This is a genomic window from Streptomyces sp. NPDC016459 (assembly GCF_040632845.1).
GTDB lineage: Bacteria > Actinomycetota > Actinomycetes > Streptomycetales > Streptomycetaceae > Streptomyces.
Map to the genome: position 1 here is coordinate 13,723 of NZ_JBEYCR010000005.1, position 19,139 is coordinate 32,861.

At 73.0% G+C, this 19,139-nt stretch carries 20 protein-coding genes; 12 read left to right on the plus strand and 8 right to left on the minus strand.

Going from position 1 to position 19,139, the window contains the following annotated elements:
* Window positions 1-80 precede the first annotated feature (80 nt).
* The 7 genes from rimO to ABZ567_RS14820 all read left to right on the plus strand — a co-directional run bounded on the left by rimO (window position 81) and on the right by ABZ567_RS14820 (window position 4,361).
* The gene (gene rimO, locus ABZ567_RS14790; protein WP_360788859.1) at window positions 81-1,574 is read left to right on the plus strand and encodes a 30S ribosomal protein S12 methylthiotransferase RimO; all 1,494 of its coding nucleotides are present in this window, start codon (window positions 81-83) and stop codon (window positions 1,572-1,574) included.
* The gene (gene pgsA / locus ABZ567_RS14795; RefSeq protein ID WP_360788862.1) at window positions 1,571-2,245 is read left to right on the plus strand and encodes a CDP-diacylglycerol--glycerol-3-phosphate 3-phosphatidyltransferase; all 675 of its coding nucleotides are present in this window, start codon (window positions 1,571-1,573) and stop codon (window positions 2,243-2,245) included. The genes rimO and pgsA overlap by 4 nt, the downstream gene beginning before the upstream one ends.
* Window positions 2,242-2,763, plus strand: a complete 522-nt coding sequence (locus ABZ567_RS14800) for a CinA family protein (protein WP_360788865.1) — start codon at window positions 2,242-2,244, stop codon at window positions 2,761-2,763. Before pgsA ends, ABZ567_RS14800 begins: the two co-directional genes overlap by 4 nt.
* 109 nt (window positions 2,764-2,872) lie before the next feature.
* Window positions 2,873-3,256 carry a helix-turn-helix transcriptional regulator gene (locus ABZ567_RS14805; protein WP_073819741.1) on the plus strand — a complete coding sequence of 128 codons (384 nt, stop codon included), beginning with the start codon at window positions 2,873-2,875 and terminating at the stop codon, window positions 3,254-3,256.
* 156 nt (window positions 3,257-3,412) lie between these two features.
* Entirely contained in the window at window positions 3,413-3,883 is a 471-nt protein-coding gene (locus ABZ567_RS14810; RefSeq protein ID WP_360788868.1) for a DNA starvation/stationary phase protection protein, read from the plus strand.
* 10 nt (window positions 3,884-3,893) lie between these two features.
* A complete protein-coding gene (locus ABZ567_RS14815; RefSeq protein ID WP_360788871.1) occupies window positions 3,894-4,070 on the plus strand; it encodes a hypothetical protein in 177 nt (58 codons plus the stop codon).
* A gap of 21 nt (window positions 4,071-4,091) precedes the next feature.
* On the plus strand, window positions 4,092-4,361 hold the full coding sequence (locus ABZ567_RS14820) for a hypothetical protein (protein WP_360788874.1): 270 nt from the start codon (window positions 4,092-4,094) through the stop codon (window positions 4,359-4,361).
* On the opposite strand, the gene ABZ567_RS14825 is transcribed toward ABZ567_RS14820, so the two are convergent.
* From ABZ567_RS14825 to ABZ567_RS14835, 3 genes are all read right to left on the minus strand, one after another.
* Entirely contained in the window at window positions 4,309-4,452 is a 144-nt protein-coding gene (locus tag ABZ567_RS14825) for a hypothetical protein (protein ID WP_360789888.1), read from the minus strand. The genes ABZ567_RS14820 and ABZ567_RS14825 overlap by 53 nt on opposite strands.
* Before the next feature lie 16 nt (window positions 4,453-4,468).
* Window positions 4,469-5,275, minus strand: a complete 807-nt coding sequence (locus ABZ567_RS14830; protein WP_360788877.1) for a DNA-formamidopyrimidine glycosylase family protein — start codon at window positions 5,273-5,275, stop codon at window positions 4,469-4,471.
* Between the two features lie 132 nt (window positions 5,276-5,407).
* Window positions 5,408-10,057: a DEAD/DEAH box helicase gene (locus ABZ567_RS14835; RefSeq protein WP_360788880.1), complete on the minus strand. Its 4,650-nt coding sequence runs from the start codon at window positions 10,055-10,057 to the stop codon at window positions 5,408-5,410.
* A 170-nt stretch (window positions 10,058-10,227) separates the two neighbouring features.
* Between ABZ567_RS14835 and ABZ567_RS14840 the strand changes: the two genes are divergently transcribed.
* From ABZ567_RS14840 to ABZ567_RS14850, 3 genes are read left to right on the plus strand one after another with little or no spacing between them, the layout of a single operon-like run.
* On the plus strand, window positions 10,228-11,133 hold the full coding sequence (locus ABZ567_RS14840; protein ID WP_360788884.1) for an AraC family transcriptional regulator: 906 nt from the start codon (window positions 10,228-10,230) through the stop codon (window positions 11,131-11,133).
* 10 nt (window positions 11,134-11,143) lie between these two features.
* Window positions 11,144-11,890, plus strand: a complete 747-nt coding sequence (locus tag ABZ567_RS14845; protein ID WP_360788886.1) for an AzlC family ABC transporter permease — start codon at window positions 11,144-11,146, stop codon at window positions 11,888-11,890.
* Entirely contained in the window at window positions 11,887-12,195 is a 309-nt protein-coding gene (locus ABZ567_RS14850; protein WP_360788889.1) for an AzlD domain-containing protein, read from the plus strand. Before ABZ567_RS14845 ends, ABZ567_RS14850 begins: the two co-directional genes overlap by 4 nt.
* Window positions 12,196-12,232: 37 nt before the next feature.
* Here the strand turns inward: ABZ567_RS14850 and ABZ567_RS14855 are convergent, their stop codons facing one another.
* Complete coding sequence (locus tag ABZ567_RS14855) at window positions 12,233-13,162, minus strand: hypothetical protein (RefSeq protein WP_360788892.1); 930 nt, start codon at window positions 13,160-13,162, stop codon at window positions 12,233-12,235.
* Window positions 13,163-13,241: 79 nt separating this feature from the next.
* Between ABZ567_RS14855 and ABZ567_RS14860 the strand changes: the two genes are divergently transcribed.
* Together ABZ567_RS14860 and ABZ567_RS14865 are read left to right on the plus strand one after the other, a co-directional pair.
* A complete protein-coding gene (locus tag ABZ567_RS14860) occupies window positions 13,242-13,436 on the plus strand; it encodes a DUF3046 domain-containing protein (protein ID WP_041662943.1) in 195 nt (64 codons plus the stop codon).
* A gap of 303 nt (window positions 13,437-13,739) precedes the next feature.
* Window positions 13,740-14,921, plus strand: a complete 1,182-nt coding sequence (locus ABZ567_RS14865; protein ID WP_360789826.1) for an AI-2E family transporter — start codon at window positions 13,740-13,742, stop codon at window positions 14,919-14,921.
* Here ABZ567_RS14865 and ABZ567_RS14870 read toward each other — a convergent pair.
* From ABZ567_RS14870 to ABZ567_RS14885, 4 genes are all read right to left on the minus strand, one after another.
* Complete coding sequence (locus ABZ567_RS14870; RefSeq protein ID WP_360788896.1) at window positions 14,912-15,691, minus strand: cytochrome d ubiquinol oxidase subunit II; 780 nt, start codon at window positions 15,689-15,691, stop codon at window positions 14,912-14,914. The genes ABZ567_RS14865 and ABZ567_RS14870 overlap by 10 nt on opposite strands.
* 91 nt (window positions 15,692-15,782) lie before the next feature.
* Window positions 15,783-17,084: a cytochrome ubiquinol oxidase subunit I gene (locus tag ABZ567_RS14875; RefSeq protein WP_360788899.1), complete on the minus strand. Its 1,302-nt coding sequence runs from the start codon at window positions 17,082-17,084 to the stop codon at window positions 15,783-15,785.
* Window positions 17,085-17,216: 132 nt separating this feature from the next.
* Window positions 17,217-17,885, minus strand: a complete 669-nt coding sequence (locus tag ABZ567_RS14880) for a response regulator transcription factor (protein WP_360788902.1) — start codon at window positions 17,883-17,885, stop codon at window positions 17,217-17,219.
* Entirely contained in the window at window positions 17,882-19,126 is a 1,245-nt protein-coding gene (locus ABZ567_RS14885) for a sensor histidine kinase (protein ID WP_360788904.1), read from the minus strand. Before ABZ567_RS14885 ends, ABZ567_RS14880 begins: the two co-directional genes overlap by 4 nt.
* Window positions 19,127-19,139 lie beyond the last annotated feature (13 nt).

Genomic DNA, 19,139 nt, shown 5'->3' on the forward strand with positions numbered 1-19,139 from the left:
GGCCACCCCGGATGTGACCTTGTCGCGCAGGTGAACCCTGCGCGACGGGGGAACAGCCGGGACGAAGTAGTCTTGAGTCCATGCCCGAACGCCGTACCGTCGCCCTTGTCACTCTTGGCTGCGCCCGTAACGAGGTGGACTCGGAGGAGCTCGCAGGCCGCTTGGCAGCGGACGGCTGGGAGCTCGTCGAGAACGCCGAGGACGCGGACGTCGCCGTCGTCAACACCTGCGGATTCGTCGAGGCCGCGAAGAAGGACTCCGTCGACGCCCTGCTCGAAGCCAATGACCTGAAGGACCACGGCAGGACCCAGGCCGTGGTCGCCGTCGGCTGTATGGCCGAGCGGTACGGCAAGGAGCTCGCGGAGGCCCTGCCCGAAGCCGACGGAGTCCTCGGCTTCGACGACTACTCCGACATCTCCAACCGGCTCCAGACCATCCTCAGCGGTGGCAGTGTCGAGGCCCACACCCCGCGTGACCGGCGCAAGCTGCTGCCGCTGTCGCCCGTGGAGCGCCAGGAGGCCGCCGCCGACGTGGCCCTCCCCGGACACGGTGTCGCCGCCGTAGCGCCCGTCGACGCCCCCTCCGACCTGCCCGAGGGGGTCGCGCCCGCCTCGGGGCCGCGCGCGCCGCTCCGGCGCCGCCTGGACGCCAGCCCCGTCGCCTCCGTGAAGCTCGCCTCCGGCTGCGACCGCCGCTGCACCTTCTGCGCCATCCCCTCCTTCCGCGGCTCCTTCGTCTCGCGCCGTCCTTCGGACGTGCTGAACGAGACGCGCTGGCTTGCCGAGCAGGGCGTGAAGGAGATCATGCTGGTCTCCGAGAACAACACCTCCTACGGCAAGGACCTCGGGGACATCCGGCTCCTGGAGGGGCTGCTGCCCGAGCTGGCCGCGGTGGACGGCATCGAGCGCGTCCGTGTGAGCTACCTCCAGCCCGCCGAGATGCGGCCCGGTCTGATCGACGTCCTCACCTCGACCGATAAGGTCGTGCCCTACTTCGACCTGTCCTTCCAGCACAGTGCCCCGGACGTGCTGCGGGCCATGCGCCGCTTCGGTGACACCGACCGCTTCCTGGAGCTCCTGGAGACCATCCGCTCCAAGGCGCCCACGGCCGGCGCCCGCTCCAACTTCATCGTCGGCTTCCCCGGCGAGACCGAGGCCGACTTCGCCGAGCTGGAACGCTTCATCACCCACGCGCGGCTCGACGCCATTGGCGTCTTCGGCTACTCCGACGAGGACGGCACCGAAGCGGCCACGTACGAGCACAAGCTCGACCAGGACGTCGTCGACAAGCGGCTCGCCCAGCTCTCCCGTCTCGCCGAGGAGCTCACCGCCCAGCGTGCGGAGGAGCGGATCGGAGAGACCCTTGAGGTACTGGTCGAGTCCGTCGACGAGGAGGACGGCGTGATCGGTCGTGCCGCCCACCAGGCCCCCGAGACCGACGGACAGGTGGTCCTCACCACGGCCGACGGCGGGCGCCCGGACCTGGCCCCGGGCCGTATGGTCAGGGCGAAGGTCGTCGGCACGGAAGGCGTCGACCTGGTGGCCGAGTGTCTTTTCGAGGAGGCAGCCAGATGACCGGAGTCCCGGCATCCGCGACGGGCGGGACCGGTAGGCCGGCGCCCCGCGGCAAGCTGGGCTCGGCGGCCGTCAACCAGGCCAGCCTGTGGAACATCGCCAACATCCTGACCATGATCCGGCTCGTGCTCGTGCCGGCCTTCGTGCTGCTGCTCCTCCAGGACGGCGGGCACGACCCCGCGTGGCGCGCGTGGGCGTGGGCGGCGTTCGCCGTCGCCATGATCACGGACGTCTTCGACGGGCACCTCGCCCGTGCGTACAACCTGGTCACGGACTTCGGGAAGATCGCCGACCCGATCGCCGACAAGGCGATCATGGCGGCCGGACTGATCTCCCTTTCCACCCTCGGGGACCTGCCCTGGTGGGTGACCGGGGTCATCCTGGCCCGGGAGCTGGGGATCACCCTGCTGCGGTTCTGGGTGATCCGCCACGGGATCATTCCGGCCAGCCGCGGCGGCAAGATCAAGACGCTCGCCCAGGGAACGGCGGTCGGCATGTACGTGCTGATGCTCACCGGGCCGCTGGCGACCCTGCGCTTCTGGGTGATGACGGTGGCCGTCGTGCTGACCGTCCTCACGGGTCTGGACTACGTACGGCAGGCGGTCGTGCTGCGACGCCTGGGGCTCGCCGCGGAGCGGACGGCCGCGCGGTCGGAGGCGGCGACACGATGACCGTGGCCGCCCGGGTGCTGGCGCTGCTCGCGGAGCGAGGTCACACGCTGGCCGCCGCGGAGTCGCTCACGGGTGGTCTGGTGGCCGCGGAGCTCACCGGGGTGCCCGGGGCGTCTGCGGCCTTCCGGGGGTCCGTCACCGCCTACGCGACGCCCCTCAAGCACCAACTGCTCGGGGTCGACGAGGGTCTGCTCGCGGAGCGCGGCGCGGTGGACCCCGAGGTCGCGCTGCAGATGGCGGCGGGTGTACGGGACCGGCTCGGCGCCGACTGGGGCGTCTCCACGACCGGGGTCGCGGGGCCGGACCCGCAGGACGGACAGGCCGTCGGCACCGTCTACGTGGCGGTCGCGGGACCGGCGGCGACCGGCGCCCACGCCGGGAAAGTGGTCTCGTTGAGGTTGAACGGCGGCCGGGCGGACATCCGTAGAGAGAGCGTGCGGACCGTCCTGGAACTGCTCCATGAGGAACTCTCGGGAAATGCGCGGGCACAGGATACGGAACACAACGGGGGGATTTGATGTTTGCAGCCCTGAGTGAACACGACATCGCTCCCCGCACGGCCGCGGCGCGAGGCGGTACGGTGGGGCGTGAAGGATGCGGCTACGCGGTCCGAGGAGGGAGCCACCGATGATTCTGCTCCGTCGCCTGTTGGGTGACGTGCTGCGTCGGCAGCGCCAGCGTCAGGGCCGTACTCTGCGCGAAGTCTCCTCGTCCGCCCGAGTCTCGCTCGGCTATCTCTCCGAGGTGGAGCGGGGGCAGAAGGAGGCTTCCTCCGAGCTGCTCTCCGCGATCTGCGACGCGTTGGACGTACGGATGTCCGAGCTCATGCGCGAAGTGAGCGACGAGCTGTCACTGGCCGAACTGGCCGAGTCGGCGGCGGCGAGCGAACCGGTGCCGACGCCGGTACGCCCGAGGCTCAATTCGGTGTCGGTGACGTCGGTGGCGGGTGTGCCCACCGAGCGGGTGACCATCAAGGCGCCCGCGGAAGCGGTCGACGTCGTCGCTGCCTGAACCGGAACGGGGAGAAGCCCCGGTCGGTACCCCTCAGGGGTGCTGACCGGGGCTTCTCTCTGTGTTCTCCCACCGTGCGGGGCGAATTGTTTGAGATGCCGGGTTCCGGTGATGCGTGCCATGGTGGGGGAACGTTCGACTGGTTGGAGATTCGCAATGTCTGTCGTGAAGAGCCCGCTGTCCGACGCCGACCTCAAGACGGTCGGTAACGCGCTCCAGGGGGCGCTGGTCGACCTGGTCGACCTTGCCCTGGTCGCCAAGCAGGTGCACTGGAACGTCGTCGGACCGCGTTTCCGTTCCGTCCACCTCCAGCTGGACGAGGTGGTCGACACCGCCCGGCTGCACTCCGACACCGTGGCCGAGCGTGCTTCCGCCCTCGGTGTGAGCCCGGACGGACGCTCGGCGACCGTGGCGTCCTCCAGCGCGATCGGCACGGTGCCGGAGGGCTGGATCAAGGACGAGGAGGCGGTGCAGATCCTCGTCGCCGCGCTGGGCGCCGTCATCACCCGGATGCGGGAACGCGTCGACGCGACCGGCGACCCCGACCCGGTCAGCCAGGACATCCTGATCACTCTGACGGGCGAGCTCGAGAAGCACGCGTGGATGTTCCAGGCCGAGAGCGTGTAGGGACGGGACGGTGACGGGTCCGGTGGTGACGGCGGCGTTCGGGTCGCCGCCCGTCGTGGACGCGCCGATCGGGGAGCTGCCCTCGGCGGCGTTCTCGGTCGTGGCGGCGCCCGTGGTGGCGATACGTATGGAGTGCGCCGGTTCTGGCATCGGTGCGCCCTCCCGCAGGGTGATCCTGCCGGTCTAGCGTCGGCGGCAGGAGGCGGCCATGGTACGGCGACGGGTAGCGCAGGCGACGCTCGCGCTGGTCGCGATCGGGCTGGCGGCCGGAGGGCTCTGGTGGTGGGCGGTGCTGCGGCTGGTGCTGGTACCGGGGGAGGCCGGGCCGATCGAGGGCGTGGTGGCCGCGGGCGGTTGGGGCCTGAGCCTGTTGCCGGTGCACGTGGCCGCCTCTTCCGGTCGGCCGGGCGCCCTGGTCCGGCGGATCACCAGGGCGTCGCGGCGCCGCCGTTGGGGCGCAGGCTCTCGCCTGTCATGAACGCGGAGGCGTCGGCCGCACGGTGCAGAAGCGCGAGCGCGACGTCCTGGGCAGTGCCGTGCCGGCCGATCTGATCGATCTGACGAATCATCAAGTGTCGTGGGCGCTCAACCGGTGGGGCCCGTCGTGCTGTCGGGGCCGCGCTGGCAGCCCGGGCACCAGTACGTGACCCGGTCGCCCAGTTCCGCCTTGCGGATCGGGGCGCCGCAGCGCAAGCAGGGGCGCCCCCCTCGGCCGTAGACGTGCAGATGGGTGCCGGGGTGACGAGCCGTGGTCGTGCGACGGTCGGGGCGCTCCTTGTTCGCCTCCAGAAGGCGATGGGCGGTCGCGACGAGGCGGGCCGGGACCCCGGGCTCCAGTTCGCCCACCGGCAGCCAGGGGGTGACACCGGCGAGGAAGGCCAGCTCCGACTTGTACACATTGCCGATGCCGGCCAGGTTCCGCTGGTCGAGCAGGGCCTCGCCGAGCGTCCTGGCGGGGTCGGCGACCAGTCGGCGCACGGCCTCGTCCGGGTCCCAGTCGGGGCCGAGCAGATCCGGGCCGAGATGCCCCACCACGTGGGACTCCTCAGCGGTACGGATCAGTTCGAGGATCGGGAGCCGATAGCCGTACGCGGTGGACTCCGCGTTCCCCAGGATCGCCCGGATCTGGTGGTCGGGGCCGCCGCGCGGCCGCTCTCCCGTGGCGTACACCCGCCACGCGCCGTCCATCCGCAGATGGGAGTGGAGGGTGAGACCACCCTCGACGCGGGCGAGCAGGTGCTTGCCGCGGGAGGTGACGTCGAGCAGGGACCGGCCGGTGAGGTCGGCGGTGGCGAACCGGGGCACGCGGAGGTCCGAGCGGGTCAGCACTCGACCCGCCAGGGCGGTGTGCAGGCGATGGGCGGCCTGCCAGATGGTGTCTCCTTCGGGCACGGGTCCAGTCTGCCGGGTGTCGGAGGTGGTGCGGCTGCGGGCGGCTTCTTGCGGGGTGGATGTCGTGCGGAGGGGGAGGGGGACGGGTGACCGGCTGGGGGTGGTGGCGGCCGGGCGGGGGTCGCACCGAGGTCAGGCGCGGAGACGGAGGCCTCTCGGGGTGGCGAGGAAGCCGGCTGATTCCAGGGCGCGGGACAGGGGTGAGGTCAGGGACGTCGCGCCGTTGATCCGTTCCACCGTGACCGTGCCCAGGGTGCCCGCGCGGGCCGACGCGGCCAGGGCCTCGGCCGCCGCCGTGAGGGCCGGGTCGTCCGGCTCGGTCGGCCAGCAGAGCAGCGTCTTGCCGCCGCGCTCCATGTAGAGCGTCAGCTCGCCGTCGACCAGGACCACCAGCGCGCCCGCCTTGCGCCCCGGCTTGTGCCCGGCGCCGGTCGGGGGCTCGGGCCAGGACAGGGCCGCCCCGTACGCGCTCGCCGGATCGGCCGCGGCGAGAACCAGCGCGCGCGGGCCCGTCGCCGCCTCCACACCCCGGTCCCGGGCGGTCGCCGCCGCCCGCAGCCGGTCCACCGCGCCGTCCATGGCGAACTGGGCCGCGCCGAGACCCTCCACGACATAGCCACGCCGGGCCTGACCGCTGTCCTCGAAGGCGGCCAGGATCCGGTACGTGGCGGAGAAACCGCCCTCCACGCCCTCGGCGGCCACCGCGCCCCGGGTGACCACCCCGTGCCGGTCCAGGAGGGTGCGCGCCAGGGCGTGCGCACGATGGGTCGGCTCCGGCTCCAACGGCGGCAGCAGCGCCCAGCGGCCCGAGACCGTGGGCGGCCCCGACCGGGAGGCGGTCCGGGCGGCCGCCGTCAGCGTGCCGTACCGGCCGCGCGGGACCGTGCGCCGCGCGCGGTGGGCGGTGGACCCCGCCGTACGCCCCGAGCCGAGCAGCGCGCGCAGCGGCGCCAGGGTGTCGTTGGTGAGCCGACCCGACCAGGCCAGGTCCCAGACGGCGTCGGCGAGCTGCGAGTCGGTCGCGGCCGGGTGGGTCGTGGCCCGGACCTGGTCGGCGATCTGGCGGAAGAACAGGCCGTACCCGCCGGAGAGGCTTGTGAGCACCGACTCGTGCAGCGCGGACAGCTCCAGTGGATGCGGCGCCGGGAGGAGCAGCGGCGCGGCGTCCGCGAGGTACAGCGAGACCCAGCCGTCCTTGCCGGGCAGCGACCCGGCTCCCGCCCAGACCACCTCGCCGGTCGTCGTCAGCTCGTCGAGGAGCCCCGGGGCGAAGTCCCTGACCCGGGACGGCAGGATCAGCTTCTCCAGGGCCGACGCGGGGACGGGCGCGCCCTGGAGCTGCTCGATCGCACGGGCCAGGCCGTCGATACCGCGCAGGCTGTTGCTCCCCAGGTGCTGCCACTGCGGCAGGAAGGTGGCGAGCGCCGCCGGGGGCACCGGCTCCAGCTCGTGGCGCAGCGCCGCCAGGGAGCGGCGGCGCAACCGGCGCAGGATGGTGGCGTCACACCACTCCTGGCCGATGCCGGAGGGGTGGAACTCGCCCTGGACGACGCGGCCCGAGGCGGCCAGCCGCTGGAGGGCGCCGTCGGTGACGGCCGCGCCCAGACCGAAGCGGGCGGCGGCCTGGGAGGAGGTGAACGGGCCGTGCGTGCGCGCGAACCGCGCGAGAAGGTCCCCCAGCGGGTCCTTGACCGGCTCGGTGAACGCCTCCGGCACGCCGACCGGCAGAGCCGTGCCCAGAGCGTCCCGCAGCCGGCCGGCGTCCTCGATCGCGGCCCAGTGCTCCCGGCCCCCGACCCGCACCCGGATCGCGCGGCGCGCCGTCCCGAGGTCGGGCGCCCAGCCCGTCTCGGCGCCCCGCTCGACCAGCTCGGCGTCCGTGAGCGGGCCCAGGACCCGCAGCAGGTCGGCGACGCCCTCCACGTCCTTGATCCGCCTGTCCTCCGTCAACCACTGGAGCTCCCGCTCCAGCTCGGTCAGGACGTCCGGGTCGAGGAGCTCGCGCAACTCCGCCTGGCCCAGCAGCTCCGCCAGCAGCCGGGAGTCCAGGGACAGTGCGGCCGCCCGCCGCTCGGCGAGCGGGGAGTCGCCCTCGTACAGGAACTGCGCGACGTAGCCGAAGAGCAGGGAGCGGGCGAAGGGGGACGGTTCGGGGGTCGTGATCTCGACCAGGCGGACCCGGCGGGCCTCGATGTCCCCCATCAGCTCTTTCAGACCCGGGAGGTCGAAGACGTCCTGGAGGCACTCGCGGACCGCCTCGAGGACGATCGGGAACGAGCCGAACTCGCTCGCGACCTGGAGGAGCTGAGCCGCGCGCTGCCGCTGCTGCCAGAGCGGGGTGCGCTTGCCCGGGTTCCGCTTGGGCAGCAGCAGGGCGCGGGCGGCGCACTCGCGGAAGCGGGACGCGAACAGCGCGGATCCACCGACCTGGTCGGTGACGATCTGCTCGATCTCGCCCTTGTCGAAGAGGGCGTCGGCCGCCCCCACCGGCGCCTTGTCGGCGTCGTGGGTCGTGTCGGAACGGCGGCCGGGGTCGACCGGCTCGTGGTCGAGGAGGTCCAGGCCCATGTCCAGGCCCATCAGGTCGGCGTCCGGGAGCCGTAGCACGATGCCGTCGTCCGCGTGCATCACCTGCGCGTCCATGCCGTACCGCTCGGCGAGCCGGGCGCCGAGCGCCAGCGCCCACGGGGCGTGCACCTGCGCGCCGAAGGGGGAGTGGATGACGACCCGCCAGTCCCCGAGCTCGTCCCGGAAGCGCTCGACGAGGATCGTACGGTCGTCCGGCACGTGTCCGCAGGCCTCGCGCTGCTCCTTGAGGTACGCCATGACGTTGTCCGCCGCCCAGGCGTCCAGGCCCGCGGCCCGCAGCCGCTGCCGGGCGTCGTCGTCCGCGAGGGCTCCGACCTCGCGGAGGAAGGCGCCGAGCGCCCGGCCCAGCTCCAGCGGACGGCCCAGCTGGTCGCCCTTCCAGAACGGCAGCCTGCCCGGCACGCCCGGCGCGGGGGAGACGAGGACCCGGTCCCGGGTGATGTCCTCGATCCGCCAGGAGGTCGTGCCCAGGGTGAACACGTCGCCGACCCGCGACTCGTACACCATCTCCTCGTCGAGCTCGCCGACCCGGCCGCCGCCCTTCTTGGGGTCCGAGCCCGCGAGGAACACGCCGAACAGACCGCGGTCGGGGATCGTGCCGCCCGAGGTGACGGCGAGCCGCTGCGCGCCCGGCCGTCCCGTGATCGTCCCGGCGACCCGGTCCCAGACCACGCGGGGGCGCAGCTCGGCGAACGCGTCCGACGGGTAGCGGCCCGCGAGCATGTCGAGCACGGCCGTGAACGCCGAGTCGGGCAGCGACGAGAACGGCGCCGCCCGGCGCACCAGGGCGAGGAGGTCGTCCACCTGCCACGTGTCGAGCGCGACGATCGCGACGAGCTGCTGCGCTAGGACGTCCAGCGGATTGGTGGGGATCCGCATCGACTCGATGTCACCCGAACGCATCCGCTCGGTGACCACGGCCGCCTGCACCAGATCGCCCCGGTACTTGGGGAAGACCACGCCGGTCGACACCGCGCCCACCTGGTGGCCGGCGCGGCCGACGCGCTGCAGTCCCGAGGCCACCGACGGGGGCGACTCCACCTGCACGACCAGGTCGACCGCGCCCATGTCGATGCCCAGCTCCAGGCTTGAGGTCGCCACCACGGCGGGCAGCCGGCCCGCCTTCAGGTCCTCCTCCACCTGCGCGCGCTGCTCCTTCGACACCGAGCCGTGGTGGGCGCGGGCGAGCAGCGCGGGTGCGCCCTGCGCCGCCCCCGACTGCGCCATGATCTCGGCCGGGGAGACCGTGTCCGGAAGGGGCTCGCCGGTCGCCCGCTCGTACGCGATCTCGTTGAGCCGGTTGCACAGGCGCTCGGCGAGACGGCGGGAGTTGGCGAAGACGATCGTGGAACGGTGGGCCTGGACCAGATCGGCGATCCGCTCCTCGACATGCGGCCAGATCGACGGCTTGTCACCGCCGTCCTTGCCCTCGGAGGCGGGGGAGCCACCCAGCTCGCCCATGTCCTCCACGGGGACGACGACGGAGAGGTCGAACTCCTTCCCCGACGGCGGCTGGACGATCTCGACCGCGCGCCCCGGCGACAGATAGCGGGCCACCTCGTCCACCGGGCGGACCGTGGCCGACAGGCCGATCCTGCGCGCGGGGCGGGGCAGCAGCTGGTCGAGCCGCTCCAGGGACAGGGCCAGGTGCGCGCCCCGCTTCGTGCCCGCGACCGCGTGGACCTCGTCCAGGATGACCGTCTCCACACCCGCGAGGGCCTCACGGGCGGCGGAGGTCAGCATCAGGAACAACGACTCGGGTGTGGTGATCAGGATGTCCGGCGGCCGGGTCGCGAGCGAGCGGCGCTCGGCGGGCGGGGTGTCACCCGACCTGATGCCGACCCGCACGTCCGGCTCGGGCTGCCCGAGCCGGACCGACTCCTGCCGGATTCCGGTCAGCGGCGAGCGCAGGTTCCGCTCGACGTCCACGGCGAGCGCCTTCAGCGGCGACACGTACAGCACGCGGCAGCGCTTCTTCGGCTCTGCCGGCGGAGGCGATGAGGCCAGCCGGTCCAGGGAGGCGAGGAAGGCGGCCAGCGTCTTGCCGGAGCCGGTCGGAGCGACGACGAGCACGTCGGAGCCGGCGCCGATGGCCTGCCAGGCGCCCTCCTGCGCCGCAGTGGGCGCGGAGAAGGCCCCGGTGAACCAAGCACGGGTCGCGGGGGAGAAGGAGTCGAGCGCGGACCTGACCATGCCCCCCATCGTGCACCCGGCCACTGACAACCGCCCGGACCTGGGAAGAAACCGGTCCGGCGGCGGCGCGGGCGCCTGTCGGCAGCGTGCCCGGTCCGGCCACCGGCCCTGCCGGTCCCGTGCCCGGTCCGGCTGCGGCGGAGCCACGGGCCCTGTCGCAGAATGGAGGCATGGCGAGCGGGGAGCGGGCACGGTACTGGCAGTACGCCGAGCTGCCCGGGGTCGATCTGCTGCACGCCCGATACATCCGCAAGGCCTTCGCCCGGCACACCCACGAGACCTTCGTCTTCGCCGCGATCACCGAAGGCGTCGAGGCCTTCCACTACCGGGACGAACTCGTGCACGCGGGCCCCGGGCAGATCGCCCTGGTCAACCCCGACACCCCGCACACCGGGCACGCGGGCGTGCCCGAGGGCTGGACGTACCGGACGATCTACCCCGACGCGGAGATCGTCCGGTCCATCGCCGCCGACACCCTCGCCCTGCGCGGCTCGGTCGGCTTCACCACGCCCGTCGTCGACGACCCGTACGCCGCCCGGCTCGTCGTCGGCGTCCACCGGGCCGCCGAGGAGGGCAACGCGCTCGCGGCCGACAGCCTGCTCCGGCTCGTCACGGCCCGCATGCTGCGCAGCCACGGCGGACTCGTCACACCGCTCCCGGCGCTCTCGGCGGGCGCCCGGAACGCGGCACGCGCGCGTGCCGTCCTGGAGGACCGCATGGTCGAACCGCCGACGCTGGAGCGGCTCGCCGGCGAGCTCGGCACCAGTCCGTTCGCCCTCCTGCGGGCCTTCAGGGACGCGTACGGGATGCCGCCGCACACCTGGCTCACCGACGCGCGCGTGCGCAGGGCCAGGCAGCTCCTGGACTCCGGTACGCCCCCGGCGGCAGCCGCGGCAGCCGTCGGCTTCACCGACCAGTCGCACCTCAACCGGCACTTCACACGCAGCGTCGGGGTGCCACCGGGGGCGTACCAACGCGCGCGTGGCGGCGGAAGGACACCCCGCTCCGGCGGCGGCGGGACCGCCCCCGGCTCCGCCGCAAGAACGTACAAGACCGGGCCGACGATGCCGCCGTAACGTCCCTGACGTGGCAGAACAGACAGCACCCCCCGTCATACGCGACGGCGCACCGGCCAGACCCGACGCGGCCGTCGTCCGCGACGCCCTCGGTGTCGGCGTCGCCGTCGGGCTCTCCGGCTTCGCCTTCGGCGTGACCTCGGCGGGCTCGGGCCTCACCGTCCTCCAGACCTGTGTGCTCAGCCTGCTGGTGTTCACGGGCGCCTCGCAGTTCGCCCTGGTCGGAGCGCTTGCCGCGGGCGGCAACCCCTTCACGGCCGCCGCCGGCGCCTTCTTCTTGGGCACCCGTAACGCCTTCTACGGACTACGGCTCTCCCAACTCCTCGCCGTACCGAAAGCCTTCAGGCCCTTCGCCGCCCACTGGGTGATCGACGAGACCGCGGCGGTCGCCCTCGCCCAGCCGTCCCGACGGGCCGCACGCCTCGGTTTCACCGTCACCGGACTCACGCTGTACGTCCTGTGGAACGCGACGACGCTGCTCGGGGCCCTCGGCGCCGAGGCGATCGGCGACACCGCGGCCTGGGGGCTCGACGCGGCCGGTCCCGCCGTCTTCCTCGCCCTGCTCGCCCCCATGCTGAAGTCCGCGACCGAGCGGGCCACCGCCGCGATCGCCGTCCTCCTCGGCCTCGGGCTGCTGCCCGTGCTGCCCGCGGGGATCCCGGTCCTCGCCGCCGCCCTCGCCGCTCCCGCGGTGCTCTGGGCGCATGGCCGCCGCACGGCATCGGTTGCACGTGCACGAGAGAAGGACCCCCGATGAACGTCTGGATCGCGATCGCTCTGACCGCCGCCGGGTGCTACCTGGTCAAACTGGTCGGACTGCTCGTCCCCGCCGGAGCCCTCGAACGGCCCCTCGTCCAGCGGCTCGCCGCCCTGCTGCCGGTGGCGCTGCTCGCCGCGCTGACCGCCCAGCAGACGTTCGGCGCGGGCAGCACCGTCCTCCTGGACGCCCGTGCCGCCGGACTCGCCGCGGCAGCCGTCGCCCTCGTCCTGCGGGCCCCGTTCCTGGTCGTCGTGGGCGCCGCGGTCGCCGTCACCGCGGGCGTACGGGCCCTGGGCTGGTGACCGCAGCCGGGGCCACGGCGGCGGCCGGGGCAAGCGGTCAGCCGACGCGTCGGCCGTGGGCGCGCAGGGTGCGCAGGGCCTCGACGGTGACGACGGGCCGCCACTCCAGGGCCGAGCCGGGGGCCCAGGCACGCCAGCGAATCGGCCAGCCGCCGTCCTCCTCCTGGTCGGCGGCGAGCCGGTCCAGGGAACGGGCCATCTCCTCCTCCGTGAACCAGCGGGCGGCCAGCGAGTCCGGCACGCGCGCGTAGTCGTGCGGGAAGTGGTGCTCGCCGGGCGCGTAGCCGTCGGCCAGGGGGTAGTCCTCCTGCCGGTCGGGGTCCAGGACGGCGAGCCGCTGTTCGCGGACCAGGCGTCCGAGGCGGTCGGCGGCCGCCTCCGCGCGCGAGCGGTCCGGGGCCCCGTCGAGGAAGGCGACGGCGGCCTCGATCTCGTACGGGTGGGACTTCTCCAGCGACTCCACGGCCGACCAGCAGAACTCGGTGGCCCGGAACAGCCACGCGTGCCACACCTGGTTGCGGTGCAGCAGCCCGACGACGGGTCCGGTCGAGAGCAGCGCGCTCGGCGGGAGGTCGACGACCGGGACGAACGGCGCGGACGGGTAGGCGCGCTGCGACGGGTGGATCGCCGGGAGCGCGCCCTCGTGGGTGGACACCTCGGTGAGGTAACGGCAGATCCGCTCCACGCGCAGTCCGCCGCAGCGGCCGATGGAGTCCAGGACCCGCAGCGCGTGCGCGGTGTGCAGGGGCTGGCTGACCGGACCGCGCAGATCGGGTTCGAGCGCGTGCCCGTAGCCGCCGTCCTCGTTGAGGTACGCGGCGAGGGCCGTCTCCACCTGATCCGCGCCACCGCGCAGGAAGTGGTAGGCGAACCTGCGCTGTTCGAGGACACGGGCCGTCAGCCAGACGAAATGCTCGGCGCGGGCCAGGGGGGTCGCGGGCGCGGAGGGGAGGGGTTCTTCGGCCATGTTCCGACCGTAGGGCGCAACGGCGCCGTGACAAGGCCTACGGAGCGGGCTGCACTCTTGGGAGCGGGATACTGGGTTCATGCGGTTGACGATTTTCTGGGAGCGGATGGCGGACCACTTCGGTGCGTCCTACGCCGAGTCCTTCGCGCGGGACCATGTGATGGCGGAGCTCGGGGGCCGGACGGTGCGTGAGGCGCTGGACGCCGGCTGGGAGGCGAAGGACGTGTGGCGGGCCGTCTGCGCGGCCGTCGACGTGCCGGCCGACAAGCGCTGACCGACGCGCGGTGGCCCGCGGACGAGCGGGCGGCTGTGGCGAGGGGACGAGTGACGAGGGCGGGGCGGGCGGCCGGTTCGCGGCGGGGAAGTGCGGGGTCCCGGGGGGATTGTCCGTGCGGTGCGCGAGACTGGCGGGGTGGCCCCGACTGACGAGACCGACCCGACCGACCTGACGGCTTCGACCGCACCGACCGTCCCCACCGCCTCGGCCCCTTCCACGGCCTCGGCCTCCAGAGGTGACGGCGGCGACGGCGGAGGCCCGGCGTCCGTGCCCGCCGCCACGGTGGAGCCGGCCGCCAGGATGCCGCGCTGGCTGCCCCGCGCGCTCGTCCTCGCCCTCGCCCTCTACGCCTGTTTCCAGCTGGGCGAGTGGGCGTTCCACCAGCTCGTCGGCCTCCTGGTCAACATCCTGCTGGCCTTCTTCCTCGCCCTCGCCATCGAACCGGCGGTCGGGCGGATGGCGGCGCGCGGGATGCGCCGCGGCCTCGCCACCTTCCTCGTCTTCCTCGCGGTCCTGGTCTTCAGCGTCGGCTTCGTCGTCCTGCTGGGGTCGATGCTCGCCGGCCAGATCGTGGACATGGTCGAGAACTTCCCCAAGTACCTCGACTCGCTGATCAAGTGGATCAACCAGGTTTTCCACACGGACCTGTCGCGGGTCGAGGTCCAGGACAGCCTCCTGAGCTCCGACTGGCTCCAGAAGTACGTGCAGAACAGCGCGGCCGGTGTGCTCGACGTCTCCGCCACCGTCCTCGGCGGACTGTTCCGGCTCCTGACGATCTTCCTCTTCTCGTTCTACTTCGCGGCCGACGGGCCCCGGCTGCGGCGCGCGCTCTGTTCCGTCCTGCCGCCCGCCCGGCAGACCGAGGTGCTGCGGGCCTGGGAGATCGCTGTCGACAAGACCGGCGGCTATCTCTACTCGCGCGGCCTCATGGCCCTCATCTCCGGCACGGCGCACTTCGTGCTCTTCGAGATCCTGGACGTGCCGTACGCGCCCGCGCTCGCGGTGTGGGTCGGCCTGGTCTCGCAGTTCATCCCGACGATCGGCACCTATCTGGCCGGCGCGCTGCCGATGCTGATCGCCTTCACCGTGAACCCCTGGTACGCGCTGTGGGTGCTCTGTTTCGTCGTGGTCTACCAGCAGTTCGAGAACTACGTGCTCCAGCCGAAGCTCACCTCCAAGACGGTGGACATCCACCCGGCGGTGGCCTTCGGCTCGGTCATCGCGGGGACGGCGCTGCTCGGCGCCGTCGGCGCGCTGATCGCCATCCCGGCCGTCGCCACGCTCCAGGCCTTCCTCGGCGCCTATGTGAAGCGGTACGACGTGACGGACGACCCGCGCGTCCACGGCCACCGCAGGTACGGCGAGGCGGTGGTGGCCCGGTTGCAGAAGGCCCTGCACCACAAGAAGGAAGCCGCGGCCCTGGAGGAGCGGCGTCGTTCCGAGCAGCGTCCCTCGGACGGCCCCGGCGGTGCTCAGAGGTAGGAAGGCCGGGTCACCCGGTGCCGGAAGGCGTGCCAGATCCACGCCTGGACGGCGACGAGCAGCGGGGTGACGCACAGCAGGGCGGGCACGAGCAGACCGAGCGTGCCCGGTGCGGCCGCCCGTTCGGCCAGCGGGAGCGCGGTCCCCGCCCAGAGCGGCAGCCCGCCCATCAGGACGGCGGTGAGGGCGAAGGGCTGCCACGGGCGCCCGGCGTGTCCGACGAGCCGGCGAGCACGCTCGTACGGCAGTCCCGTGAGCCGCAGCGTGGCGAAGCCCAGCCCGTGCGCGGAGAACAGGGCGGCCACGGCGAGTGCGGTGAGGACGCCCGTGGGGCCGGTCGCCGGGTCGTAAGGACGCCCGGTCAGGAGGGCGGCGAGCAGCCACCCCCAGGAGAGCGCGACGGCCCAGCTCCCGCACGTCACGGCGCCGTCGCAGGCCGCGCGCCAGCGTGGACCGGGGCCACGGCCGCGTGACCACAGGCCCGCGTCCCTGACGATCCAGCCGGTCAGCAGGGCCACGAGGACCGGGAACTGGCCGCTCAGCAGGTCTCCTTCGAGGGCGGGGAAGCAGCCGACCAGGACCCCGACGGTGGCGACGAGCCAGACCTCGTTGCCCAGGAAGAAGGGGGCGAAGGAGGCGAGGACGAGTCTGCGCTCCCGGTCGCTCCGGCCGAGCCAGGGCGTGAGCATGCCGGTGCCGATGTCCGCTCCGGCGAGGACGAACCAGCCCGCCGCGAAGAAGGCGAGCAGGACGATGGCCAGGGTCTCCACGGGGGCTCCTCGGGCTTTCGGGCTTTCCTCGGGCGGCGCGCGGGCCGGATGCCGGGGGTTCGGTGGGGGTGCGGGGGCTGATGCCAGGGGTTCAGTAGCGGTGAACGGGCAGCGCGGCGGCCGGGTCGGGTGTGTCGTCCTCCTCCCCGTCGGCGGGGCGCTCGTCGTGGCCGAGGCCCGACTCGACGGGTCCGCGGCGGGCGTGCCGGGTGAGGAGCCAGGCGTTGAGGACGGCGAGCAGGACGAAGACCGTGGTGAAGACGGTGAGGGAGAGGCGCATGGTCCCGACGGAGAGGTCCGAGACCGCGTCCTCCGTCTTCAGCAGGCCATAGACCACCCAGGGCTGCCGTCCGGACTCCCGGAAGACCCAGCCGCTGATCATGGCGAGATACGGCAGCGGCACGGCCGCCATCAGGACGACGTGCCAGAACCGGAACCGGAAGACAACTTTCCGGAAGGAGGCCAGGATCACCCCGGCGAAGCACAGGTACATCATCAGGGCGAAGCTGATGAGCATCAGCAGCGCACCGCCCCGGGTCCACGTCTCCGAGGGCACGTAGTCACCCGGACCGAAACGCTCCGCCATCTCCGCCTGGACCCGAGCGATCTCCGCGGCCTGCCCGCTGAACACGGCCGACTTCATCGGCTGGAAGGCGTCGAGCACGGCGAACTGCACACCGCCGAACACGGCGGTCACCATCAGCGCGGGCGCCGAGAGGAACACCCCGATCCGCAGGCTCCGGCCGAAGAACTCCCACTCGGGGTTGCGCCGGAAGAGGTGGTACGCGCTCACCCCGGCCATGAAGAAGCCGGCCGTGAGCAGCGCCCCGGCCAGGACGTGACCGAAGGCCAGCAGCGCGGAAGGGTTGGCCAGGACGGCGAGCGGGTCGTCCAGGACGAGTCCGTCGTCCTCGGAGCCGTACCCCACCGGGTGGTTGAGAAAGCCGTTGGAGACGAGGATCCAGTACGCCGACAGGTAGGCGGTCAGGACGACGATCCAGATCGCGGCCAGATGCGCCCAGCGGTTGAGCCGGTTCCAGCCGAAGATCCACAGGCCGAGGAAGGTCGACTCGACGAAGAACGCCACGATCGTCTCGACGGCGAGCGAGGCACCGAGGATGTTCCCCGCCTCGTGCGTCAGCCCGCTCCAGGCCATGCCGAACTGGAACTCCATCACGAGGCCCGTGACGATCCCGACCGCGTAGTTGATCACATACAGCTGACCCCAGAAACGCACCATGCGCGCGTCCAGCGGCTTCCGGCCGAGGGTGGCCTTCGTCTGGAGCACGGCGACGACCGTCGCCAGCCCCAGGGTCAGGGCGACGAAGAGGAAGTGGCCGCCCGCCGTGAGGGCGAACTGCAGCCGCGCGAGATCGAGTACGTCCTGGTTCACCCGTACAGCGTCGGCGTACGGTCGGCGGCCCCGCGTCACCCCCGGGTGGACACCGGCCGTACCCCACCGGTTGCGCCGGCCCACGCGCGCGTACCCCAGGAGTTGCGGCGGTCGGCTCCGGTCCCCTACGGGTCAGGCCAGCCACCCGGGGGTGATCATCCCGGACTCGTACGCCAGGATCACCAGCTGCGCCCGGTCCCGTACGGCCAGCTTGGTCATGATCCGGCTGACATGGGTCTTCGCCGTCGCGGGGGAGAGCACGAGACGGCCGGCGATCTCGTCGTTGGACAGCCCCGCCCCCACCAGGCCGAGGACCTCACGCTCCCGCTCGGTGAGCACGTTGAGGCGGGGACTCGGATCCGGCCGCCGCCCGGCCCTGGCAGCGAACTCGGCGATCAGACGGCGGGTCACGGCCGGGGCGATCAGGGCGTCGCCGCGCGCCACCACCCGTACGGCGTGCAGCAGTTCCATCGGCTCGGTGTCCTTCACGAGGAAACCCGACGCACCCGCGTGCAGCGCCCCGTACACATGGTCGTCCGCGTCGAACGTGGTGAGGACGACCACCCGGACCCCCGCGAGCCGCTCGTCCGCGGTGATGCGCCGGGTCGCTTCGAGGCCGTCGAGCACCGGCATCCGGATGTCCATGAGGACCACGTCCGGGCGCAGCTCGCGGGCGAGCCCGATCGCCCGCTCCCCGTCCCCGGCCTCTCCGACGACCTCGATGTCCTCCTCGTCGGACAGGATCGACCGGAAGCCGGCCCGGACCAGGGTCTGGTCGTCGGCGAGCACGACACGGATCATCGGGAGTCCCCCTCGGGCAGGGCGGGTGCGGTCAGCGGCAGCCGGGCGTCCACCAGGAAACCGCCGCCGTCCACATTCTGGGCCGTCAGCTCACCGCCCAGCGCGCGGGCCCGCTCCGCCATGCCCCGGATGCCACTGCCCGGCGGCCGGGAGGTGTCACGGTCCGGGTGCCGCCCCTCCGGCGCGCCCTCGCCGTCGTCCTCGATCCGCAGCCGCACGGCGTCCGGCCCCCAGTCGAGGGTCACGCGGACGCTCCTCGCGCCCGCGTGGCGCGTCACGTTCGTCAGCGACTCCTGCACGATCCGGTACGCGGCCAGGTCGACCGACGGCGGCAGGGCCACCGGCGTGCCCGTGCTCTCCGTACGGACGTCGAGTCCGGCGCTCCGGGCGCGGCCCGCGAGGTCCCCGACGAGTGCGAGACCGGAGAGTGGCGGGGCGGTCGGCGTGGGCTCGTCGGCGCCCCGCAGCACCCCGAGGGTGGCCCGCAGCTCCCGCAGCGCGTCCTTGCTGGTGGCCTTGACGGCCTCCAGGGCCTCGGTGGCGGTGACGAGCCCGGCCTCGGCGGCGGGGCCCTTGCCGAGCCGGTGCAGCGCGGCACCGGACTGGACGTTGATCAGCGAGATGCTGTGGCCCAGCACGTCGTGCACCTCGCGGGCGATCCGCAGCCGCTCCTCGGTGGCGCTCTGCCGGGCGCGGGCCTCCTGCTCCCGCTCGGCGGCGAGCGCCCGCTGCTCCACCTCGTGGAGATAGGCGATCCGGGTGCGCTGGGCCCGGCCCACGGCGACGAGGCTGATCAGCCAGCCTGCCAGCATCGCGAGCGACGTGTCGTCGATCTGCCGGTGCCCCGGCTGCTGCCGGACCTCGCCGACGCCCACCGCGAGCAGGGTGACGGCGGCGAGAGCGACGGCGGCGGCGAACCGGCCCTCGGCCGCGGTCGTGTACAGCGCGAGCGCGAAGGCGATCATGAGCGGGCCGTCCTGGGCGGACAGCGGGTAGTAGACGACGCAGGCGAGCAGGGTCACGACGGCGACCCCGACCGGCTGCCGCCGCCGGAAGTACAGCGCCCCGCACCCGACCAGGACGAGCCCCCAGCCGAGCACCGTACGGACGGCCGGCTCGCTCGCGTCCCCCGCGGAGAGGAGCGTCCAGACGGCGACGAGGAGCAGGACGACACCGGCCACGAGGACGTCGGCGGCGTGCGAGGACGGACGTCCGCCGGGGGAACGGAGGGGGAGGGGCATGCGTCGAAGGATA

Coding starts and splice junctions, on each gene's coding strand:
- rimO (WP_360788859.1), top strand. CDS start 81: ATGCCCGAACGCCGTACCGTCGCCCTTGTCACTCTTGGCTGCGCCCGT.
- pgsA (WP_360788862.1), top strand. CDS start 1,571: ATGACCGGAGTCCCGGCATCCGCGACGGGCGGGACCGGTAGGCCGGCG.
- ABZ567_RS14800 (WP_360788865.1), top strand. CDS start 2,242: ATGACCGTGGCCGCCCGGGTGCTGGCGCTGCTCGCGGAGCGAGGTCAC.
- ABZ567_RS14805 (WP_073819741.1), top strand. CDS start 2,873: ATGATTCTGCTCCGTCGCCTGTTGGGTGACGTGCTGCGTCGGCAGCGC.
- ABZ567_RS14810 (WP_360788868.1), top strand. CDS start 3,413: ATGTCTGTCGTGAAGAGCCCGCTGTCCGACGCCGACCTCAAGACGGTC.
- ABZ567_RS14820 (WP_360788874.1), top strand. CDS start 4,092: ATGGTACGGCGACGGGTAGCGCAGGCGACGCTCGCGCTGGTCGCGATC.
- ABZ567_RS14825 (WP_360789888.1), bottom strand. CDS start 4,452: ATGATTCGTCAGATCGATCAGATCGGCCGGCACGGCACTGCCCAGGAC.
- ABZ567_RS14835 (WP_360788880.1), bottom strand. CDS start 10,057: ATGGTCAGGTCCGCGCTCGACTCCTTCTCCCCCGCGACCCGTGCTTGG.
- ABZ567_RS14840 (WP_360788884.1), top strand. CDS start 10,228: ATGGCGAGCGGGGAGCGGGCACGGTACTGGCAGTACGCCGAGCTGCCC.
- ABZ567_RS14850 (WP_360788889.1), top strand. CDS start 11,887: ATGAACGTCTGGATCGCGATCGCTCTGACCGCCGCCGGGTGCTACCTG.
- ABZ567_RS14855 (WP_360788892.1), bottom strand. CDS start 13,162: ATGGCCGAAGAACCCCTCCCCTCCGCGCCCGCGACCCCCCTGGCCCGC.
- ABZ567_RS14860 (WP_041662943.1), top strand. CDS start 13,242: ATGCGGTTGACGATTTTCTGGGAGCGGATGGCGGACCACTTCGGTGCG.
- ABZ567_RS14865 (WP_360789826.1), top strand. CDS start 13,740: ATGCCGCGCTGGCTGCCCCGCGCGCTCGTCCTCGCCCTCGCCCTCTAC.
- ABZ567_RS14880 (WP_360788902.1), bottom strand. CDS start 17,885: ATGATCCGTGTCGTGCTCGCCGACGACCAGACCCTGGTCCGGGCCGGC.
- ABZ567_RS14885 (WP_360788904.1), bottom strand. CDS start 19,126: ATGCCCCTCCCCCTCCGTTCCCCCGGCGGACGTCCGTCCTCGCACGCC.